Origin of the sequence: Wandonia haliotis (assembly GCF_039523435.1) — a bacterium.
GTDB lineage: Bacteria > Bacteroidota > Bacteroidia > Flavobacteriales_D > Crocinitomicaceae > Wandonia > Wandonia haliotis.
Map to the genome: position 1 here is coordinate 830,147 of NZ_BAAAFH010000011.1, position 18,322 is coordinate 848,468.

At 33.2% G+C, this 18,322-nt stretch carries 17 protein-coding genes; 2 read left to right on the plus strand and 15 right to left on the minus strand.

The genetic code is table 11. The annotated features are described in order from the left end of the window. Positions 1 to 45: 45 nt before the first annotated feature. On the minus strand, positions 46 to 2,970 hold the full coding sequence (locus tag ABDZ97_RS12110; protein ID WP_343787981.1) for a LamG-like jellyroll fold domain-containing protein: 2,925 nt from the start codon (positions 2,968 to 2,970) through the stop codon (positions 46 to 48). Positions 2,971 to 2,981: 11 nt separating this feature from the next. Further along, positions 2,982 to 4,454, minus strand: a complete 1,473-nt coding sequence (locus ABDZ97_RS12115; protein WP_343787983.1) for a hypothetical protein — start codon at positions 4,452 to 4,454, stop codon at positions 2,982 to 2,984. 139 nt (positions 4,455 to 4,593) lie between these two features. On the opposite strand from ABDZ97_RS12115, the gene ABDZ97_RS12120 reads away from it, so the two are divergent. Further along, positions 4,594 to 7,419: a sensor histidine kinase gene (locus tag ABDZ97_RS12120; RefSeq protein ID WP_343787985.1), complete on the plus strand. Its 2,826-nt coding sequence runs from the start codon at positions 4,594 to 4,596 to the stop codon at positions 7,417 to 7,419. Then, positions 7,416 to 8,168, plus strand: coding sequence for a LytR/AlgR family response regulator transcription factor (locus tag ABDZ97_RS12125; RefSeq protein WP_343787987.1), 753 nt, complete (start codon positions 7,416 to 7,418; stop codon positions 8,166 to 8,168). Before ABDZ97_RS12120 ends, ABDZ97_RS12125 begins: the two co-directional genes overlap by 4 nt. An 18-nt stretch (positions 8,169 to 8,186) precedes the next feature. Here ABDZ97_RS12125 and ABDZ97_RS12130 read toward each other — a convergent pair whose 3' ends face one another. The 13 genes from ABDZ97_RS12130 to ABDZ97_RS12190 all read right to left on the minus strand — a co-directional run. Next, positions 8,187 to 9,863, minus strand: coding sequence for a CocE/NonD family hydrolase (locus ABDZ97_RS12130; RefSeq protein ID WP_343787989.1), 1,677 nt, complete (start codon positions 9,861 to 9,863; stop codon positions 8,187 to 8,189). Positions 9,864 to 9,926: 63 nt separating this feature from the next. After that, complete coding sequence (locus ABDZ97_RS12135) at positions 9,927 to 10,355, minus strand: GNAT family N-acetyltransferase (protein WP_343787991.1); 429 nt, start codon at positions 10,353 to 10,355, stop codon at positions 9,927 to 9,929. A 99-nt stretch (positions 10,356 to 10,454) separates the two neighbouring features. After that, entirely contained in the window at positions 10,455 to 10,907 is a 453-nt protein-coding gene (locus ABDZ97_RS12140) for a hypothetical protein (RefSeq protein ID WP_343787993.1), read from the minus strand. A gap of 381 nt (positions 10,908 to 11,288) precedes the next feature. Continuing rightward, positions 11,289 to 11,684: a hypothetical protein gene (locus ABDZ97_RS12145; RefSeq protein WP_343787995.1), complete on the minus strand. Its 396-nt coding sequence runs from the start codon at positions 11,682 to 11,684 to the stop codon at positions 11,289 to 11,291. A 268-nt stretch (positions 11,685 to 11,952) separates the two neighbouring features. Continuing rightward, positions 11,953 to 12,393: a hypothetical protein gene (locus ABDZ97_RS12150; protein WP_343787997.1), complete on the minus strand. Its 441-nt coding sequence runs from the start codon at positions 12,391 to 12,393 to the stop codon at positions 11,953 to 11,955. 50 nt (positions 12,394 to 12,443) lie between these two features. Further along, positions 12,444 to 12,944 (minus strand): hypothetical protein, encoded by a 501-nt coding sequence (locus ABDZ97_RS12155; RefSeq protein WP_343787999.1) that lies wholly within the window; start codon positions 12,942 to 12,944, stop codon positions 12,444 to 12,446. Between the two features lie 123 nt (positions 12,945 to 13,067). Continuing rightward, on the minus strand, positions 13,068 to 13,601 hold the full coding sequence (locus ABDZ97_RS12160) for a hypothetical protein (RefSeq protein ID WP_343788001.1): 534 nt from the start codon (positions 13,599 to 13,601) through the stop codon (positions 13,068 to 13,070). Between the two features lie 275 nt (positions 13,602 to 13,876). Then, complete coding sequence (locus tag ABDZ97_RS12165; RefSeq protein WP_343788003.1) at positions 13,877 to 14,404, minus strand: toxin-antitoxin system YwqK family antitoxin; 528 nt, start codon at positions 14,402 to 14,404, stop codon at positions 13,877 to 13,879. A 116-nt stretch (positions 14,405 to 14,520) separates the two neighbouring features. Next, positions 14,521 to 15,357 (minus strand): hypothetical protein, encoded by an 837-nt coding sequence (locus ABDZ97_RS12170; protein ID WP_343788005.1) that lies wholly within the window; start codon positions 15,355 to 15,357, stop codon positions 14,521 to 14,523. Between the two features lie 225 nt (positions 15,358 to 15,582). Next, positions 15,583 to 15,963 carry a hypothetical protein gene (locus ABDZ97_RS12175; protein WP_343788007.1) on the minus strand — a complete coding sequence of 127 codons (381 nt, stop codon included), beginning with the start codon at positions 15,961 to 15,963 and terminating at the stop codon, positions 15,583 to 15,585. A gap of 11 nt (positions 15,964 to 15,974) precedes the next feature. After that, on the minus strand, positions 15,975 to 16,754 hold the full coding sequence (locus ABDZ97_RS12180; RefSeq protein ID WP_343788009.1) for a hypothetical protein: 780 nt from the start codon (positions 16,752 to 16,754) through the stop codon (positions 15,975 to 15,977). A 307-nt stretch (positions 16,755 to 17,061) separates the two neighbouring features. After that, positions 17,062 to 17,472, minus strand: a complete 411-nt coding sequence (locus ABDZ97_RS12185; protein ID WP_343788011.1) for a hypothetical protein — start codon at positions 17,470 to 17,472, stop codon at positions 17,062 to 17,064. A 565-nt stretch (positions 17,473 to 18,037) separates the two neighbouring features. Then, a partial coding sequence (locus tag ABDZ97_RS12190; protein ID WP_343788013.1) for a hypothetical protein occupies positions 18,038 to 18,322 on the minus strand: 285 nt, incomplete at its 5' end.

Below are 18,322 nucleotides of genomic sequence, written 5' to 3' on the forward strand. Positions count from 1 at the left end.
AAGGCAGCCCTAAATCAAAAACAGATACACAATTATTACCTAAGTTTATTGTTTGATTACTTTTTCCGTAAATAATGTACCGGATTCATCAAAAATATGTAGGTAATAAACTCCTGTGGATATATGTGTCAGGTCAATCTTTGAAAGATTACTCTCCAACACCGTATTTCCGGCAATATCAACTAATTTCAAATTTGATAATTGTTTATGCTTGGTTTCTACTGACAATATGTTTTTTACCGGATTCGGATAAACTACCACCTGTATTTCAGTGTTTTCTCCTATCCCCAGACTACAACCAGAACTGATTTCTGTTGTCGAATTACATCCAGAAGCATTTCCTGAAATAGTTGTAACAGGAGAACTTACTGATAAATAATTACACAACCAAATCTCGTTACATGTCGCCAACTGAATATTATTCTGGATTTCAACCGATGAAATGGTATTCACATCCAATGAATTGAGCGATGAAATATCAGACAACAACACATTATTCGAAATAACAATCGGACAATTCGCGGCAAGTGTAACCAAATTTGAAAGTCCGTTCAAACTGGTCAATGATGCATTGTTTTTGATAGCAATTTCCTGCATCATTCCACTTGTGGTTGTGTGTGAAAGTCCATTCAATCCTGCCAAAGTAGTTAACGTTGAATTATTTATAATTCGTACAGCTGATGCACCGGTTATTCCATCTAAACCGTTAAGATTGAATAAACTCGGATTATCAACGACATAAACAAAACTATTTGCACCCAAATCTCCGGAAACACCAGCCAAACCAGTTATACTTGTCAACCCATTATTTCCCTCAACATTTACAGATTTAGGCAGATTAAAATTAACCGTCGCCAATGCATTTAAATTATGAATCAATGGATTATCCGTAATCTGAATCATTCCTCCTACTTGCGTGAACTCAACAACATTGTCCAAGCCTTCTAAATCGAATAAATCCGCATTTGACAAAACAAATAAGCCATTTCCGATTCGTGACAAATTAGTAAAAGCAGTTAAATGATCAAATCCGGTGGATTCCAATTGTAAGTAACCTGTGTAATCCAATTCTTGAAACGCACTTGTGTTATCATCAATCAACGGTAAATTCTCAAGTGATAAACCGGCGGTAATGGTATCCAATGTATTAAAATCAAGCATAAAAATGATTTCAGGATTATTAGTAACTATAAATTCACCTAAATTTTCATCTGTTCCGATTTTATCTAAATTCACAAATCCATGCACGAAATTCAAATTGCTGTTGTCTTGAATAATTAGGTCACCAGGAATGTGAGGCAATGAAGAAAACCCCGAAATTCCTGTGGATGTATTGTTGATGAACGAAATGGTTCCTCCAATACTTGTTACACCATTCAATGCATCAATATTGTATACATCCAACTGTTGGAACAACACATTACCATCAATGGTTGTTATATTATTTAACGGCGATAGATCTGTAATACTTGAAGTTACACCGTCATCAATGGTTAAATTTCCAGTAATATGTGTACAGCTCCATAAATCGTTGACTTCCTGTTGGGTTGTAAGTGTCACGTCACCTGTAGGGCAAATAATCGGAACTGCTTCTTGATAACGCAAAGCCATGATTTCTGCCTGAGACAATGCACGATTGAATACAAACAATTCATCCAAATCAAAATTTGTACAACTTTTTATCGCTTGAAAAACACCATTTCCATCGGTTCCACCGCCGAGTGTCATTTTATTGGTAAATGTGTGAATTCCACCCGCAACTACGCCTAATGATTTACGCAATTCCCCGTCAATATAGTAAAACAGCTGATTGGTTAATGTATCGAAAACAAACGCATGATGCTGCCATTCGCCATAAGCAATATAGGATATTCCACTTCCTGCTTCCGGAACAGAAAAATTCGCCCAGGATGGTGAGGCACCTATGGCCATTCCAAAATTATCACGAAAAGCTCCTGATGAATAGAAAGTACGATCGTATGCCGATCCGCCCAATTCCATACTCGTTTCATAGCTCTGAACGGGAGCCGCATTTCGCTTTTGCCAATATGCAATGGTAAATGAGCCATCCAATTCAGGTACCACTGTATTATTGGAAAAAAGTTGCCCGGAAGTGTAATGTAATCCTTCTCCGGCATAACCTGTAGCTGATGTAGGCGCTGGTGTTGCTCCATCTTGAGCAAACTGATGGTTATTTGAAATATCAAAATTGTTTGTTCCTGTGTTAAACGGGAAATAACCAATTAATTCCACTTGATTCAACGGCGAATCCTGAACATACATTGCGTGAATTTGTGCTTCAGTAAGCGCCACGTCGAAAATATCTAAATCATCAATCACATAGCCGTAACCATTCGTGTTCAGACTTCCGTTTGGATTGATTATCAACGATGAACTATTCGTATTAATCGGATTCATTGCAGGAGTAGTTGCACCAATTCCTACTAAGTTTCCATTTCGGTAAATTCCTACCTGACTTCCGTCAAAAGTAATAACATAATGGTACCAGTTCTGTGAATCAAACTTGAAAATATCCGAATTTGGAGGTGTCAAATCGGCATTGTTTCCCATAAAATAGGCACTCTCTTGCGTTTGAACTGTAAAAAAGGCGGAGCCTGGTGTTGTAAATGTTCCTTGCTGGAATAAATTCACATTGTTACCATCAGCTGTACTATGTCCAATATAATGCACCCACAGTGAAATCGATCTGGCATTTCCGCCAGCTGGTAACTGAACACTTGAGAAATTGGCTACTATTGGATTGTTTGCCGTCGTATTGTATAAATTACACGCCCCACTCGGATTTCCGAAACGATCGTACGTGTATATTGGATTTATACCTGATGGAGTAAAACTGACACCTGCACCAGCTGCAGCGTCCAAATTCCCATTAAAATCAAAGGAAATTGTTGGGGTTTGAGCAGTTACGGTGAAACTGCTTAAACTTAGAATAATAAATAATTTTTTCATGTTTTTTGTTTTTACCAGTTTACGGCCTGTATTTTTTCTGTAACTGTTCCGTTAGCAGCTCTTCCTCCGGAACTATAATGAGTACCCCCGTTCACACTCGTAGCGAAAACTGCGTCTTTTGCTGAAGGGTCTTTGATAATTGTAATTGTTCCTCCTGCGCTACCATTCTGATCCCCGAAACCTTGCTTTGCTCCATTGTATCCGTTTGCATTGACAATACAAGTTTTATTCGTAGTCATACGTACAGTATGAAAGTGTTTATTGTTATTGTAAACACGATATTCATACAAGTTATCTCCCGTAACAGCATGTTTTACAGCTTTAACTTCAATACGAACATTACCAGCTTGTCTTTTGGGGTTCGCAGTTGAGTTTCCATTGTAACCATTAAAAGAAAAAGTAAATCCTTCAGCATAATTTAAAGCATGATCGAGCTTAGCAGCAGCTACATTTGGATGGTGTTTTGATTTTACAGTTACAGTTACTTTATCACTTGGGTCTAATTTTTCTTGATCGATTGAAAGAGAAACAGCAGCCCCGCCTTTGTTTTCTCCACCAGTTACGGTAATAATGTAATCCTCCCAAAAACCATCGTTTGAAGAAATAACTGTTCCATTTGCCAATGTAGTTTTGATGGTAAAAAATACTGGCTGATTCAACACATATTTGTTATTTGCATCCCATTCAACAGCGATGCTCTTCACGTCTTTTCCTTTCAAACCGTATTTGTCGTATTTTTCTTTCGCTGCTTTTTCAGCCGCATCTTTAACACCAGAACGCATGTTTACATAATAAGGCGACATCATTCCATTTATTTTAGCCAATAATGCTTCCGATTCAATTGCATTTTCAACAAATTTTTCATTGCTTTTATCGGCAATCACGTATTCAATGCGTTCAATCGTAAACGAAGTAGAATTTCTGGAGAATGAACTGAATACAACAATGAAATTATCGAAAACAACTAATTTTCTCGTATAGGATTTGGCCAGATAAGTTCCATCTTCATATTTCTCACTTAAAAATGAGGTTCCCATAAAGTAAGAAGAACTGGCATGGTTAGCACTGAATGTTTCCTTTAGCGAAGGGTTGAAGCAAATTTCAAATTTGTTTCCATTCTTATAATCTTCTTCTGTTGCATGTTCACAGCCAATCACCGCGCGCAAATCTTCATAGTAAAAATACCCTTTTCCATAATTTTTCCCGGAAGTAGCTTTCTTGAATTCATAAACTTTCAATTCGGAACTTTTTTTTAATAATTCCGCTAATGTTTCCTGCTGATTTTTTGTTGGTGCTTTCCAGAATTCTTCATCTGAAAGTGAGGGTTCATCTTTAGAACCTGATTCTTTCGTTTTCTTTCCTTCTTTACCATCTGAAGATTCTTTTGAAGATTGGATTTTGTTTTTTATTAATCCTCCTATTTGTCCGTATGAAACTGTTCCAAAGAACAATAAAGAAGAAATAATTAGTGTACTAATTTTCATTGATCAAATAATTTAATGGGTTATTTTCGGCAAATATGATGGTTCCGAAAGGTTTCGGTTGGGGCAAATTGGGCGAAACCCCGTTTTGAGTTTGTGAAAACTATATCACCAAGCATATTATTAAAAGTAACTTTGTACCATGCGTTTAATGTTAAACATTCTACTGATTATTCTTTTCGTTCTGGCTCTACCCAGCGCTTTGGGACAAAGTGTATTTCATGAAACATTCGATCAGAAATCCGGGTTGCCTTCTGAAAATGTCTTTGATATTTATAAGGATTCCAAAGGTTATATTTGGTGTACTACTGATGAAGGTTTACTTCGATTCAACGGAAAACAGTTTATCGCTTTTGAGAATCCTGAAAATCTCTCACTTGCTGGATCTAATATCAAAGAAGATGTATTTGGCCGAATTTGGTACCAAACTTTTGATGGTTACTTTCTTTATGTTTCCAATAATAAACTACATTCCCTTCCCTTTTTGGAAACTTCAGGGTTTAAACCGTACGGGATTAATAAAACTCATCTTTTTTGTGTAACAGATAAAGGAATAGAGCAAATTGATTTAAAAACGTTGAAACCAACCCTATTAATTGCCGGAAAAGGATTCGAATATTGTCATCTACTTAATGGTACTATTTTATATGGCAACAATACGATTCGTCAATACAACCTAAAAACAAAAAAGGAGGATCTATTACTTGTAACGGATGCTCAGTACATTTCACTCATTACATTCTCTGGTAATGGTCAATTTATTCTTGCGGACAGGAATAATTCAAGAGTGCCTCTTATACGAATTGATGCAAAAGGAAATATACACAAACACCAACTTACACTTGATGAAACAATTCAAAACTTATATGTACTTGAAAACGAACATTGGATCTTTACAACCAACGGTATCTATTGCTTTGATCACACATTTCGACCAAGTACGAATTGTCATTTTCTGAAAGACAAAAATGTCTCCAGTTTTACAAAAGACAAAAATAACCACTTGTGGGTAGGCTCACCTAATAAAGGGATTTTTCTCATCAAAGATCTTCATAGCTATGAAGCGACTTTAAAAGACGATGAATTTTCAAGTCTCTCGCAAAAAGAAGGGATAGTGTATACCGGAACGAAAAGTGGTAAAATTTATTATCATAGAAAAGATCTTTCGCCCGTTCTGTATTACGGTACGAAAGAAAATAATCATATCCTGTTTATGGATTTCAATAGTTATTCAGATTGGAACTTTTTTACAGGAAACGGATTATATATCATGAATCACAAGACCGGTAAGGTTCATGAAAACCCTATTTCTGTCAAAGATATTTGTAAAATCGATGAACATAATCTGGGATTCTCTGCAACCGGTTTTACTGGTCAGGCAAGCATTATGGACTTAATCTATAACAAGGACTTACAACTCAAAGCTATTTATCAACTGCGGGCAAAGTCATGTGCTTACGACCCGATCAATAACGAATTATATTCAGCAACTAATAAAGGACTCTTTTGTATTACTTCCTCTCATCAAAATAAAAGGATCTTGTTTCAACAACAAAACCTCCTCGCAAAAGATCTTGTCTACTTTAACGGGAAAATAATAGGAGTTACAAATAGCGGTCAATTATTTTCTATAAAGAATCAACGAGTTACACTTCTGAACAGAGCTATTCAGATTCAGGGAATAAAGATTAATGGTAATACCTGTTTTTTATCCTCTAAAAATGCTATTTATTCGATGCAAGATCATCAATTGATTAAGCTTAATAGTTTGAATAAATCGGATCGAATTATTGATTTTGAAATCATTGGTAATCATATTTATATTCTCACCAATCAAAAACTTATTCGTCTTCGAATGAAGAATGACAGGAAGAACAAAGAGATCCCTAAAATTTATGTACATCAAGTTTCTTTCAATAATGACATCATTCCAGTAAATCACTGGAAATCTATTTCATACAATAACAATTCTATACGACTATCAATTGAAATTGTCAATTTTGATTATCTGAATGAGTATGAGTTTTATTACATTGTAAATAACCGTAAATATTCTTTTCAGGAAAACAATCAATTTATCACTCTTCCAGAATTAAGCCCCGGGAAGTATACTATTACGTTACAAGTTGTCCATAGAAATACCCGAAAGGTCATCTCACAAACCAGACTTCCTGAATTTATAATTATTCCACCATTTTGGAAGCGCACTTGGTTTATTGGAGGCTTTTTTGTGGTAGTTGTTTTAGTACTAATCAGCTTGTACCGTTTTCGTTTGAAACGAATAGATGAAAAAAATCAAAAGAAGTTGGCTAAATTGACGTTAGAAAATAATTTGAAAGAATCCCGATTACAATTGATAAAATCGCAAATGAATCCACATTTTTTCTTTAATGCGATCAATAGTATTCAATCTTTTATTTTTACAAATGAAACAAAAGAAGCATCGTTGTATTTATCTAAGCTATCCCGTTTGACGCGTAAAATTTTAGAGTTTTCGGATGTTAATTCTATTTCATTACAGGAAGAAATAGATGCGCTTCAACTTTATCTTGAATTGCAACAAATGCGTTTTACAGATCTGGAATTTAAAATTATTAACGAAGGAATTGATTCTCCAGAATCTATTCAAATTCCAACCATGCTATTCCAACCCTATGTAGAAAATGCAATTTTACACGGTTTAAGTCACAGTACAAGAAAAAAAGAATTAACGGTTACAGTTCAACTTACAACTTCTCGCATATTAATTGTTAAAATTGAGGATAATGGAATTGGAAGAAGAAAGTCTCAGGAAATTAATGAAAAAAATGCTGGAAAAAGTCCCTCTTTTGCGACGAAGGCAAACTTAGAGCGAATTCAATTATTAAATAAAAAACATTACCACATTCATATTGATTATAAAGATTTGGGTGATGGTACCATTACTCAAACGGGAACACGTGTCACTATAACTATTGAATTAAAATGAATAAAATAAAAGCTGTAATTATTGAAGATGAAACACGTGCTCAGATTTATCTCAAAGGGATTATTGAACAAAACGAACCAGAGATAGAGTTGATTGCTATTTGTGATGATCTTCCTTCAGGTGTTCTCGCAATTCGAAAGTATAAACCAGAGCTTGTTTTTTTAGATATCGAAATGCCTAAATACAATGGCCTGGAGATTGGAAATTTCTTCAATGAAGAAGAAATGAATTTCGCTATTATTTTTACAACAGCCTATAATCAATATGCAATTAAAGCTTTTAAAACAGCGGCAATTGATTATTTACTAAAACCTATTGATCTTCAAGAATTAAAACAAGCTATTGAAAATTTTAAGAAGCGTAAATTTACAACGTTACATCAGTTAAACGAAGTCAGCTTAAAGCTTAGAAAAGATACTCGTATTGCCATTCCGGACGGAAATAGTTTAGTGATGATTGAGCCAAATGATATTGTTTATCTTAAAGCCGAAAACAGTTATACAATGGTAGTTCTAGCTTCAGGGAAAAAGTATGTTACGAGTCGTTTTCTCAAAAACTTTGAAGAAAGTCTAATTGATTATCAACAATTTATTCGTTGTCATAAGTCATTTATTGTAAATACAGATTATATTGCCAGTTATAGTAAGTCTGATGGAGGATATTTGTTTTTGACAACAGAAGCTCAAATCCCGATTTCTCCCGATAAGGTAGAAGCTTTGTTAGCCTTTTTCACTCGTGTAAATCGGTAAGACAAACCTTTTTGCTCCTTAGTAGTCCATGCAGACAGGTACTTTGATATAACTATCGTTGTGCCACTGAATTTGCAAAGGTTCACTTGCATCCTCAAGTGTTTCTTCGACAACTGGTTTGCCTGATCCGTAATTGATAATTTCAAACGGGTGTTTGTTGATATTGAGTAAAACAACCAAACGACTACCCTTATTGATCTTTTTACTTACAAATCGCGTATTGTCAAAAGGGATACTTTCTTTTTGATCGGGTTGCAATAACTGTCGATATCGATTGTCTTTGGCATAACTGGCTCTACCTACATAGCGGGTAAGAAAGAAATAGTTTCCATCCGGCATCAGCTCGTAGAAAGCCAGTGAAATATCTATATCTTTTTTATTAATCGTCGCAAACAAATTTCCGGTAAAAGTGCCAGTAATGGAGCAATCATTTTCAAAGGGAAGTGTTCGATATACCAATCCGTTACTTCTGTCAAGTGAATCAAATATCAGCTGTGGTGTAAAATAGTTGTTCAGATTTTCTCTGTCTTTAAAATCTATGACCTGTTTTTGAAACGTGTCTTTACCCGGTTTTTGGTCGGTTAACTTACCTTCATCCAGATAAAACAGTAGCGTATCGGTATTGATCTGTTGTAAGGAAGCTACATGTTTCCATTCATTAGTTCCCATGACCTGATAATTGATCTTATTTTTCAAAATCTCTGGTTTAGGCTTACCTTTCAAAATATAATCCAACCAATCGTACGCTAACTCCATCATATTGATATTCGCCACACTATCAATAGCGTACCCCATTAGATTTTTGGCTGCTCGTCGCTGTCCACCCCAGTGATCGTAAGGTCCGATTACCAAATAATGATTCGCTTTTTTGTTGTGATTATAATGTTCCCGGAAGTAGCGCAAAGCACCAATTTGCGAACCGTCGTAGTACCCCGTTGTCGTCAAAACCGGGATTGTTAATGCAGCATACTCCTCCGGAGTAGGTACCATGGCTTGCCAATAAGCATCGTAATCCGGGTGTGATAACCATTTCTGAAAAACAGAGTTGGTATATCCCGCCAGACTGTCCATATTTTTAAAAGCAACTCCCGATTCAAACCACTCAAAAGGCAAACTTCTCCTGATCGGGTCCTTTTTATAAATATTATCATGTGGCCAGTACAATCCTAAATTCATCTGCACATTATTTTCCATAGGAACATCGTACCCTGGCATAACGGCTACCTGCGGAACGATTGTTTTTAGAGCGGGATGTACTTTTTTTACCGTTGCCCATTGGGAATAACCGGTATAGCTGCCTCCATACATACCTACTCTTCCGTCGCACCAGGATTGTTTACTGATCCAGTCAATAACATCATAAATATCTGTTCCTTCGTGTTCATAAGGAGCATAGTTATTCAGGTCTGTTTTAATTCCCCTCGCGTATACAACAACTCCGACATATTCACGGTCTGCTGATTTTTTCCCGAAGAAAGCATCTCCCTCTCCCTGATAATATGTCGTATAAAACAATATCACCGGTAACGGTGTGTGATTTTCCTTTTTTCGAACAATAATTGCCGATAAATCTACTCCACTTCGCGTCGGAATTAACACATTCTCCTGGATATCATAGAGGGTATCAACAGATGGTATTTGCTGGGAAAACCCTGCCAAACTGTATAAGAAGGAAAGTATAAAAAGTAGTTTCATTGATTCTAAAATATTAAAAATGAATCCGGAAAACAAAACAATAAAAACAGATCTATCAATCAGTTATACGGAATCGGAATAAATATCCTTTTCGTTTCGCTCCATTATTTTCCCAGGGTCTTCTACTCTCACAAATCCATATTTTTCGTACAAACCATGCGCATCTGCCGTAGCCAGTTTCCAACTTTTTACGTCCTGTAATTTCGGATACATCATGATATAATCCATCAGATTTTTGGAATACCCCTTTCCTCTTTCCTGTTCGATAATAAATACGTCCAGTAAGTAAGCAAAAATTGTAAAGTCAGTTACCACCCGTGCATAACCGATTTGTTCATCGTCCAGGTAAATACCAAAATTCAGTGAGTTTGCTATGGACTTCCGGGTTTGCTCAATGGTTCGTCCTTTTCCCCAATAGGAATGAGAAATGAAATCATGGATCAACGCTATATTCAGCTTATGAACATCTGTATGTATTGTCACTTTTTTCATGTTGCGCTAATTTCTAATAATTAGTAAACGAACTTTTTCTCAACTAATTGGTGTCAAAATAAAAATTCTGGAAATAACAGTAAAGTCGTCTTACCGACATTATTTTGTCTTTACCTGACTTAGCATAAACTCAAAATTAATCCTATCTGACTGAACGACCTCCTTATGATTATATTTTTTTCGTCCCTTCTCATTGGCAACAATAATCCATTTTAGCTGATTATCCAGATACCAGACCTCCCATCCTAACTTGCTCCAGGTTCTAACTGATAATTCAAGGAAATCTTCATTTATTTCCTCACTTTGCCCCAAATGAAGGTTCATCTGAACAACAATTGTATCCGGTCTTTCAAACCCTTTAATTCGTAAATCATAACAAGCAGCAAACTCATCTGAAAAGTACACCGTAGTCCCCTCCGTTATATCCTTGGCAAATTTTTCCTGAACATTTTTTTCTCGTATCCAATTTTTAAATCTTTCACACCCCGATGGATGAATTTGATCCAGATTATTCTTTCCCAATAATTTCTCTATGTACTTTCTTAATTTCATATCACCAGTAATTTGATAATAAATGAAACGTATAGCTAGCAAAACCAACACAAAGAATAAACGAAACAATAAACCAATTTGTAATACGTATTCTATCTCCCTTCTTGCGTTTCCATTCTTTCTTCCATTCCTCAAAAACTTTAACCCACTTAAAATTGATTATCAGGATAACGATAAATAGTATAGGTACAGTTATAGGTATCCAAAAATATTCTTGTCCTAAATTCAGAAATACAATTAATGAATTAGTAATTCCTGACAAAATTGCAGTTTGTTTCATCGCAATTGCAAAAAAAGCCATTCCGGCTTCACTTTCATCGTTAAAAAAGTGCTTATAAACTATGCAGAAATCGAAAAAGTATCGTTTATAAAAAGAAAACATCAGGTTCTATTTTGGTGATTAACATACAAAAGCATAAAAGACAAAATGATGAATAGTATATTGAAAATCACACTAATTAGGTATAAATTATTCCATTTAATGATTTGTTTCTTGACAGGAGGTAACTCTCCTTTCCATTTTTTAAACTCTTTCACCCACTTATAGTTAATCAAATGGGATAAGATCATACTACTTGCCAAAATCACCATCATTACTTTAGTATTATCATTTCCATAGATGGCTTTATGTAGAACAACTATACTCCAAATAAAAACAGCCTGAACTCTTGAAATCGTTATGTAAGCGGCATTTACTTCGTCTTTATCTTTTCGCAGCTTACTATAAACGTAGCAAAAATCAAAAAAATAACGTTTGTATATTTTTCTTATTACCATCTAGTCACTATCCCCATAAAACAAATTCACCACTACCATGTCGCCCCTAGTATGGCTAACAATATTCCAAATACAACAAAAATAAAAAGTCCAAATAAGGTTCTTTTAAAGAAAATTTTCTTTCCTTTTCCATCCTCTCTTTTTTGAGCGGAAATAAACGCTAAAATAATATTTACCAGATAAAAAATAAAGGCGATAATCAACAGTATACTTGACAACATAATAAGTTTAACTTTCTTCTACTAGTTATTCTAATTAATTATTATTGCTAATAACTGCTTCTACTATCTGAAAATAAATAAGCCTTTCCGATAGTAGAGTTTTGTGTCTTTACTACTAAACTATTATTCTTAGAAAACTTTAGTTTCAATAATTGTTCTTCAGTTAAAATCTTAAGTGTATCTACAATGTGCCCATTATTATCATTTTCCATCACTCCCAATAAAATATAATACTCGGAAAGAGTTTCGTCAATGGCATTCTTAGCTCGTGATTTCACAACTATATAATCATCTTCATTAATTTTCCAGTCTTCTATGACTAACGAAGGATACATTTTTCCTAAATCTTGAGGTACTACTTTGAACACATCAGGCTCACCCAAATTAAATTCTATTAAATGAGTTTTAATACATCCAGAGTAATTAGCACCAGATAAGCCAAAAAGGGAAAAAATTATACCAATAATTAACACTATCTTATTTCTCATCTAACTTTTTTACAACTTAAATTATTCTTTTTAATTCAGTAAATACAATCTCAACCCTCCAGTATCTTTTTTGATTTCGCTCTGTTTTCAGGAGTGGGATTATCATTTAACGTAATTCTATTCAATGTTTTATCGGGTAAATAATACTCAATATCCATAGTACTGTTTATTCTGAAAATTAAATATTCAGGGTCGTATAGGGATGTTTTAATTTCGTAAGGAATTTTTTGAAAGTTCAAATACAGAAACAATTTTTGAAGTTCCAACTGTTTATCAAACGAAATTTCACCATAATACTCATCTATTTTGTACCCCCTGTATTGAACTTCGTCTTCACCAAATAAGATTTCAATGTAAAATATCTTATGATCATCACTATAAAAAGTAATACTGATGTTTTCCCAATATAGAGTATAGAAATCTTTACTATCTTTTGTCTTTTGACTGTATTGACCTAATTTAGATATAGCCTTGTCAGAGGTATCTTCATTAATCCATAAGTCTAAAAAGGTTCCCCGACTAAGTAGGTCATAAATATCAAATTTATACATAAGGCTTATTGTATTACATTATATCGCAAACAAGTAAGGACAATATTACTATTAATTTACTAATTAGGGTTATCCGAACAACTCACTTGTATCACTTGTCCTGTCTAACTTTGTAAACATGACCTATTCTTTTAGCAATAAAGCGTCAAACCAAATACTATCCTTAAAACTCACCCATAGAATTGAAGTATCTACAAAATCGTAAGTATTGTCTAAAGAAACTTGTTCAATAATTGAATCCAAATGTATTACGTAATTGTTTTGACTGAAAACAGGATAAGTGTCACCTCTGGAATTTGTGAATCTTGACACTTTTGGAAGAGTGTCACCATTTAAAATTAAAACAGGAAATACTGAACAGTAATCTCTTATAAACCCTAAACCCTTCGTCTCTTGATCACTGGCAAACAAAAAATCACCTTCGTCCAAAGCTTTCAGTAAAAAAAGAATGTGGGCATTATTATCTAAAAGTGGTTTTACAGTATTGATACTCATAAAATCCCAACCATAGATCAATGATTTTGCTTTCTTTTTTGAATAAAAAACATGTAGTAAATATTCTCTGACCGTTTGCTTTGAAATTAACATTTCATCCCAATAATAATTCAATGAATCATACCAATCCTGACGATTTATACTCGATGATTCTTGTTCCAACTTTTGATTATACCTATAAAATTGATGTATCAAATTCTGTGCACATTCAATTTCACAATTCTTATTCCGTATAGAATCAATTTTACTTTCGGATTCACAAGCCCAAATCAATACCATTAACAAAATCAGGTATATCATCCTCCCTCTTTTGTTCCTTCTTCCTTCCTGCGCTATATAGTTATTGATCTGCAATTGTTGTATTGTTAGGTAAATTCATTCCCTATATTTTGTCCCCATTTCCTTATTTTTATCTTTTTTTAGATAGAAAACTCCCCCTACTCAACAGAGACAATTTTTCCGTTAAAAATATCGTCTGAATATTCAAAAATAGTCCTGATTTTACCTTTTCTATTGAAAATAGTTTCTCTCCCGTTCCGTTTTCCACCAACAAATATACTTCTACGCATCATTTTGCCATTGCTGTGAAAGATCGAATTTATTCCAATCCATTCTTTATTCATAAAACCTCTCGTTTCAATAAGTCGATTCCTTTCGTCAAAGTAAATCAACGAAATGACTTCATCATTGTAATAAGTATACACCCTTCGTACATTGAAATCTGAATCATATATATACCCTAAGCCATTTCTATTCCCTTCAAAAAAAAATGCTTCATAACGGAGAATTTCATTTTCATCAAAAACTCTATAAATCCCATTTAACGTATCATTTTTAAACTCACATTGAACGAATACATTTCGCAATTCAGTGATAGAATCATACTGAATGTTAACTATCCATATACCTTGTTTCCTTCCTAAGGAATCTATCGAGTTTTGGGAAATTGCACCAGATACATGCATTATAAAAAATACTATTAAGATACTACGGTATATCATTGTTACTCTTTTTATATACTAATTGTCCAACGGTTACAAAACTATCTTCTTAAGACCAATTTTGAAATATAAGAACCAAATTATCTTACTCGTGTAGTAATACTTACAAGTATTTCTTTTCCACCTATTTTTTTTGATTTAAAGTGTTTTTTACTAACCCAATAAGGCTTATCAGATGCTAGCATATAACTATATTCAAATCGTTCTGATTTTAATAATTGCATTTCGGAGTCAAATTCAGTCTTGTAAATAATGTTTCCATTTTTATCGCTTACATATTCTGTAACACCTACCAGTTTAGAATTTAAGAAATGATTTGTTGAAGTTTTTTGTTTTCTACCTGAAAATAGTGTTTCATCAAGTTTTTTTTCATCAACATAGGTTGTATAAAGAGAACCTTTTGCGTGAGTCTCAATATAAAGCCTAGTGGAATCGGTATTCCACCATTTTTTTATTGTTTCTTGATACAAATCTCTGTATTCTCCAATCGTATAATCTCTTATCTTGGTTATCAAAGTATCTCCATCCACATAAAAGCATTGAACCTCAATTGTATCTTTATTTTTTTGCTCAATTAGAAAAGTTTTACATAATTCATTATTTGAATTATAGACATGATTAAGGATTGTTTTTTCAGAAATAATCTGACTTATTTTTCCATTATCATTATAAACGAACTGTTCTTTGCTTAGCCCAGAATAAACATGGTTTGTAATACAAGAATCTATTTCGTTCGCATCATTAAAATATTTTGTTTTACCACTTTGAAAACTTACTCCTTTGTCAGAACTTGGGCTATTTGATAATATGTCATTCGAGACAAATTTAAATTCATACTCCACAAAAGTTGAATCTTGTGCAATCACTTGTTTAAAAAAAACAGGTAAACAAATCAATATCAGTACTAGTAACCTCATTTTAATTTCACTTTTTTACTCCGTAGCACTTTTTATTGTTTCTGAAAATCTACTTAGAATACCTTGTACACTTAAAACAATAGTTGCTTTATGTATTTCTATTACTGCACCTTTCAAAGGATTAAAATCCTAAATTAAAAAACTATAGATAATCTGTCCCCCATCTCTATCGATCTTTATTTAACTTAAGTTCAGTATTTACAAGTTCGACTTTTTCATAATTATTCAGTTTAAATTTAATATTTTTAAACTGTCTGAAAAACGGGGAAGTTTACCATTACATTTCATTTTCACACGGTATTTATACAATTCAGAGTTCTGGTTTATTTTTGATAAAAAGAAAATATCCCCAGAAGTAATAATATTCTCATTAAATAGTGGAGGTTGATATTTATATTTTAGTGTATCAATTATTTCTTCTCCATTGAAATTTAAATACATTACGGCTATCAGGTCATTTAATAACCTTATCCCTTCACGATCAATAAAACTATAATACCCTAATCTTAGTTTATCAGGTTCTTGTTCAAACTGAATACAACTAAATAATCCAAAAAATAGAATTATAAAACCAATCAAGTGATAGCTGTATGTAAATCGCACCATGTCTAACAACCTTATATTTGTATCTTATCTAAAGGTAAATCAAATAATTCCCATTCCAGTGTATCTACAGGATTACATAGATACGTGTTCCAATGGTGCAATGCTTCTTTCATTAAATCCGAATTTTCCTTTGGATCTTTTTCTGGGCTGAACACCTTGAATTTGTTTTCTTTCAAGTTGATTTGGGTATACACATTTTCATAATGATTATAAAACCCAATTACATCTTCCTCTTCCACATTAAACTTTTCAAAGTACAAGGCTAAAAAGATAATAACAGGTTTTATTTCTGCAAAAACTTTAAAATGTGTTCGCGTACGTCCTTTTTTAATTTCTATCATCCAATACGCACGGTCTTCAATATGTACCATTACTAATGAATACGTATGTTTACCGACCTTGTTTTTGAACGTACCGCTAACCGTGTACTGTCTAAACTCTTCTTCAAAAATTTTATCCAAGTCAGCTAAATTCCAGTTTTTTTGCTCAAACAAAAATTTTAACGCTTCATAAGTAACATATTTCGAACGTTCTACTTCACTTTTATAGGTGTAAATTTTTTCCGTTAAAGGAACGTAAATAGTAATATACCTCTTCTCTTCAAAGGTGTCAAATTCAATTCGGGAATCAACAATTGTCACGTTAACTTTTGTATATCGAAAATAAGACAATGTTTTTAGTCGTTTTTCGATTTGACTATTAAAAATCGACGGATTACCAAATTTGCATCCAGCATTTTTTAATTTTCTTACTGTTTCTCCCCATTCAAAAATTCCAAACTGTAACATCATTATTTTTTCATTGAATGAATAATTTCTTCTTATTATAAAGAAAATACTAAGGGTCTTGTTTATCGATAAGTTCGTTATTTATTGACTTGTCAGTTCTCCATTTACATTTTGCTTAACAACTATTTCTACGCCTCAATATTCACCCCCATTAAGTAATTAAGTATATATATGAATAATTCGGATATATATAATCCACCATTCGAAGTAATTTTATAATTTATATTGAATACCTTCTTGCATCTGAAGAATCGACCTGTATTCTATATGTACCATCAGGTGCAAGTTTGAGACACTACCGTACTCCCATCTACTTTATGTATGTAAATAAGTTTTCTTCATTCACTAATTTTAAACGAACTTCTATTTTTACATGATAGCTGGCTTGAAAAATATAGTACAATCGCAAAATAAATTTAGCTCTTCTCCCTTCATCACTTCTGAGATTGAAGAGATAATTCTTTCCCTCAAATTCTATTTCTATGTCACTATTAATACCAGGTATAAAAGTGGAATTTGCTTTTGTCAATAATTCAATTGTTATTTGACGCAAAAAAGCGATATATTTTGATGTTTCGATTACATACCATTTTTCAAGAGCTATTTCACTAAAACAGTTAGAAACGATATATTCCAGGTCATCAAAGTATAAAGCATCTTGACCCACACAAATATACTTTGCTTCAAAAAACTCTATTACTATACCTATATTGTTATTCAAATCATTAATTATTTAGGTTTTGAAAATATAGCATCATCTCTTTCTTAATCAATTTGTCTAATTCATCTGCCTGGGGATAACCTAAATGATTACTTAATTCAAAGAACTTATCGCCCCATGAAACGCCTTATTAAACTTCCTTTCAAAGACTGTTTTCTGATATCTAAAACCACAGAAAATCAAGCTATAAAGAGCAATAAGAGCTCCTAAAATAGAATAAAAACTATTCCAAAGTAAATCGGAAGACGAGAAATACATAATTGACAAGAAAAATCCACTAAATAGCGGTAGTATAACTAGAAGCAATAGTAACAAGGAGGGCATTCTAAATTTAATGTATATCTTACAATTATCACGTTGTTCTTCTATTACTATAGCTTTGATTACTAACATAGGACCATTCAAAAACACGGTGACAGGAGACATTTCAAAAGTTTTGTTTTCATAATCTATTTTACCTACGAAACTTTTTTTCGTATGATGAAATTGAAAAGTGGTTGGAATCTTCCTTGTTTCAATTAGTGATTCTATCCTATCAAAAAAGTCGCTCCTACTTAAATTTATGTTAACCTGCATAATTCGTTCTTTCTGTAGCGTAAGAATCACCCTGTAATGATTTGAGAGAAACTCCCGAATAAACAGTACTGATATTTTTATTCCCCTTAGAGTCAATGTATGACGTCCTCCAATTCAACTTTTCAAAATCATCTTCTTTATTTTGGATCGTCATAGAATTATTTATATCAATTACCCCAGAATTTTCAAGTCTTCCTTGCATTAATTCTTTTGTATTTATTGCAATTTCAACATCCTTTATATTATCCTGTGTATTAGTAGCCCCAATAGTAAT

Excerpts from the sequence above, each read along its gene's own strand:
- ABDZ97_RS12110 (WP_343787981.1), bottom strand. The coding sequence starts at position 2,970 with ATGAAAAAATTATTTATTATTCTAAGTTTAAGCAGTTTCACCGTAACT.
- ABDZ97_RS12115 (WP_343787983.1), bottom strand. The coding sequence starts at position 4,454 with ATGAAAATTAGTACACTAATTATTTCTTCTTTATTGTTCTTTGGAACA.
- ABDZ97_RS12120 (WP_343787985.1), top strand. The coding sequence starts at position 4,594 with ATGCGTTTAATGTTAAACATTCTACTGATTATTCTTTTCGTTCTGGCT.
- ABDZ97_RS12125 (WP_343787987.1), top strand. The coding sequence starts at position 7,416 with ATGAATAAAATAAAAGCTGTAATTATTGAAGATGAAACACGTGCTCAG.
- ABDZ97_RS12130 (WP_343787989.1), bottom strand. The coding sequence starts at position 9,863 with ATGAAACTACTTTTTATACTTTCCTTCTTATACAGTTTGGCAGGGTTT.
- ABDZ97_RS12135 (WP_343787991.1), bottom strand. The coding sequence starts at position 10,355 with ATGAAAAAAGTGACAATACATACAGATGTTCATAAGCTGAATATAGCG.
- ABDZ97_RS12140 (WP_343787993.1), bottom strand. The coding sequence starts at position 10,907 with ATGAAATTAAGAAAGTACATAGAGAAATTATTGGGAAAGAATAATCTG.
- ABDZ97_RS12145 (WP_343787995.1), bottom strand. The coding sequence starts at position 11,684 with ATGGTAATAAGAAAAATATACAAACGTTATTTTTTTGATTTTTGCTAC.
- ABDZ97_RS12150 (WP_343787997.1), bottom strand. The coding sequence starts at position 12,393 with ATGAGAAATAAGATAGTGTTAATTATTGGTATAATTTTTTCCCTTTTT.
- ABDZ97_RS12155 (WP_343787999.1), bottom strand. The coding sequence starts at position 12,944 with ATGTATAAATTTGATATTTATGACCTACTTAGTCGGGGAACCTTTTTA.
- ABDZ97_RS12165 (WP_343788003.1), bottom strand. The coding sequence starts at position 14,404 with ATGCATGTATCTGGTGCAATTTCCCAAAACTCGATAGATTCCTTAGGA.
- ABDZ97_RS12170 (WP_343788005.1), bottom strand. The coding sequence starts at position 15,357 with ATGAGGTTACTAGTACTGATATTGATTTGTTTACCTGTTTTTTTTAAA.
- ABDZ97_RS12175 (WP_343788007.1), bottom strand. The coding sequence starts at position 15,963 with ATGGTGCGATTTACATACAGCTATCACTTGATTGGTTTTATAATTCTA.
- ABDZ97_RS12180 (WP_343788009.1), bottom strand. The coding sequence starts at position 16,754 with ATGATGTTACAGTTTGGAATTTTTGAATGGGGAGAAACAGTAAGAAAA.